4 protein-coding genes are annotated in these 2,784 nt (G+C 75.7%); all 4 read right to left on the bottom strand.

The window, feature by feature from the left end; all coding sequences use genetic code 11:
- Window positions 1-458, bottom strand: a 458-nt coding sequence (locus HMPREF0591_RS29205; protein WP_007172468.1) for a PfkB family carbohydrate kinase, incomplete at its 3' end; no start/stop codon positions are given.
- Window positions 455-1,021 carry a D-sedoheptulose-7-phosphate isomerase gene (locus HMPREF0591_RS29200; protein ID WP_007172467.1) on the bottom strand — a complete coding sequence of 189 codons (567 nt, stop codon included), beginning with the start codon at window positions 1,019-1,021 and terminating at the stop codon, window positions 455-457. The genes HMPREF0591_RS29205 and HMPREF0591_RS29200, both read right to left, overlap by 4 nt.
- On the bottom strand, window positions 1,018-2,052 hold the full coding sequence (locus tag HMPREF0591_RS29195) for a glycosyltransferase family 9 protein (RefSeq protein WP_007172466.1): 1,035 nt from the start codon (window positions 2,050-2,052) through the stop codon (window positions 1,018-1,020). Before HMPREF0591_RS29195 ends, HMPREF0591_RS29200 begins: the two co-directional genes overlap by 4 nt.
- On the bottom strand, window positions 2,043-2,784 hold a 742-nt coding region (locus HMPREF0591_RS29190), incomplete at its 5' end, for an HAD-IIIA family hydrolase (protein ID WP_007172465.1). The genes HMPREF0591_RS29195 and HMPREF0591_RS29190, both read right to left, overlap by 10 nt.

The following is a 2,784-nucleotide window of genomic DNA, read 5'->3' as shown; positions in this document are numbered from 1 at the left end:
CGGATGGCCGGCAGCGCGGTGACGCCGGCGCCGTAGTCGGCCACGCAGATGGCCCGGGCGTCCGACAGGGCCCGCGCCGCCTCCGCCGGAAGCGCGCCGTCGACGGGGGCGGCGTCGCCCCGGTCGACGCGCAGCATCGACTGGCCGCGGGCCCGGATCCTGGTCTTGGTCACGGTGGTACCGCTCATCGGCAGGGGCAGCACGCTGACCCCCGCGGCGCCCAGCAGGTCGTGCAACCGCCGGCCCGCTTCGTCGGCGGCGATGCCGGTGATCAGCACCACCTGCGTCTGGGTCCGGGCGGCGAGCAGGGCCGCCAGGCCGGCCCCGCCCGGCCGTTGTACCTGGCGTTCGGCGTCGACCACCGGCACCGGCGCCTCCGGGCTCAGCCGCGACGCGGTGCCCACGATGTCGACGTCGAGGATCGAATCACCGACAATGACGAGCGGTTTGGCGGTCACGACGCTTCCGCCAGTACAACTTCGTCGAGCGCCATGCACAGCCCGTGCAGCAGCATCAAATGGATCTCCTGCACGGTCGCGGTGCCCGCGGCGTCCACGCAGATCGCGTCGTCGCACATGGCGGCCAGCTCATTGGGACCCCGGCCGGTGAGCGCCCAGGTCACCATGCCCACGTCGCGCGCCGCTTTCACCGCCGTCACCACGTTCCGGCTGGTCCCGCTGGTCGACAAGGCGACCAGCACGTCGCCGGGCCGGCCGTGCGCCCGGACGCCGCGCGCGAACATCTCGTCGTTGCCGTAGTCGTTGGCGATGGCCGTCAGCGCGGACGTGTCGGCGTGTAACGCGATCGCCGACAACGGGATTCGCTCCTGCTGGAACCGGCCGACGATTTCGGCGGTGAGGTGTTGCGCCTCGGCGGCGCTGCCGCCGTTGCCGCACGCCAGCAGGCGACCGCCGCCGGTCAGCACTGCGGCCAACTGCCGGCCCCACCCGCGCAGCCGGGTCGCCTCGGTTTCGCTGCGCCGCACGGCATCTTGCAGCGCGTCGAAGTGCGCCTCGATCATGGCTCTCCCCCTTCCTGCACCGCGTCGAGCAGTTCGGCGTCGGTGATCCCGTCCAGACACGGGTGGCCCGCCACCGGGCAGACCCGGGCCCGGCTGGCCCGGCACGGCGCGGACTGGTCGCCGAGCACCCGCACCCGCGGCGAGTACGGACGCCACTGCGCGACCGGCACGACGGGGGCGAACAACGACACCACCGGCGTCCCCACGGCGGCGGCCAGGTGCGCCGGCCCGGTGTTGGGCACGACGACGACGCGCGCGGCCGAAAACACCGCGGCCAGTTCGGCGAAGCTGGTCCGGCCGCCGAGGTCGACCGCCGGACCCGCGGCCACCGCCGCGGTCAGTTCCGACTCGTCGGGTCCGCCCGTGACCACCACCCGGTATCCGGCGCCGGTCAGCGCCGCCACCATCGCCGCGCAGCGGTCCCGGCTGGGCCGTCGCGCGGGGACCGCGGCGCCGGGATGGAAGACGACGTACGGTCGGGACCCCACGCGGTCGGCCAGCCGGGCGGGCAACGGCGGGACGGCGCGGATCCGCAGCGCGCCGTCGTCCCCGGCCGGCAGGCGGCAGCCGGCCGCCTCGGCCAGCGACAGCGCCCGCTCCGGTTCCGGGATCCCGTCGCGCACGTGGTGGCGCAGGTCGAGCAGGGTGCCGGGGTAATCGACGCAGATCGCGCCCACCCACGGCACGCCGGCCATCCGGGCCAGCAGCGCCAGCGGCAACGGGGACTGATGAAACGACGTGAAGATGTACATCCTGGCGGGCCCGATGTCGCGCAGCTGCTTGATCAGCGCCTCGGCGTGCGAGGCCGTCAGCTCCGGCGCCTCGAAATCCACCCAGGGGGCTCGCCATTCGACGATCTCGTCGACCCCGACCAACAGTTCCGCGGCGGCCCGCCCGCGCGGGCCCACCAGCATGGTGACGCGGTCGTGGCCGGCCGCCACCGCCCGCACCGCCGGCCCGGTGATCAGCACGTCGCCGGCGCTGTCCAGGCGCGCCACCACCGCGGTGTTGCGCGCGCTACTCACCGGCACTCCCGCAGGACCAGGGACACGGCGTCGTCCAGCGTCGCCGCCACCCGGGCGTGCGCCCGCGCGTGGTCGACCTCGGGCGGCAGGGTGCGGCGGGTGGGCACCAGCACCGCCCCGGCGCCGGCGGCCAGCGCGGCCCGCACGTCGGCCCCGATGTCGCCGATCATCACGCAGCGCCGCGGCGGGACCCCCAGCTCCCGGGCGGCCGCCAGCACCAGACCCGGCCGTGGTTTGCGGCAATCGCAGCCGTCGGCCGCGCCGTGGACGCACACCTGCCACGCGTCGAACGGGCCGAGCACCTCCTCCACCCGGGCGTTGACGGCGGCGAGCTGGTCGGGACTGATCAGCCCGCGCGCCACGCCGGACTGGTTGGTCACCACGGCCAGCAGCAGGCCGCGCCGGCGCAGCCGGTCCAGCGCCCGGCCGGCGCCGTTGGTGGGCCGCACGCCGGCGGGGTCGTTGAGGTAGGGCCGGTCGACGATCAGGGTGTCGTCGCGGTCGAGGAGCACCGCGAGCGGGGGTTCGCGACGCGCGCGGCGGAAGGCCCACTCGCCGGCCAGCCGGTGCGCGACCGCGACCGGCGGGATGAGCGCGCTCGTCACCGAAAGGCGCGCCGCCTCAACCACATTCCGCGGCCCGTCGAGCCAGCGCCGGGCGGTGAACTCGGCGGTCAGCAGCAGCCATGCCGTGGCCGCCGCGCGGGCGAGGGGGCCGCGGCGCAGCAGCGCGCCGAGG

This window comes from Mycobacterium parascrofulaceum ATCC BAA-614 (genome assembly GCF_000164135.1).
In the GTDB taxonomy this organism is placed as follows: domain Bacteria; phylum Actinomycetota; class Actinomycetes; order Mycobacteriales; family Mycobacteriaceae; genus Mycobacterium; species Mycobacterium parascrofulaceum.
Note: the sequence above shows the minus strand (reverse complement) of the source record. Positions and strands in the feature narration are given on the sequence as shown.

Excerpts from the sequence above, each read along its gene's own strand:
- HMPREF0591_RS29200 (WP_007172467.1), bottom strand. The coding sequence starts at position 1,021 with ATGATCGAGGCGCACTTCGACGCGCTGCAAGATGCCGTGCGGCGCAGC.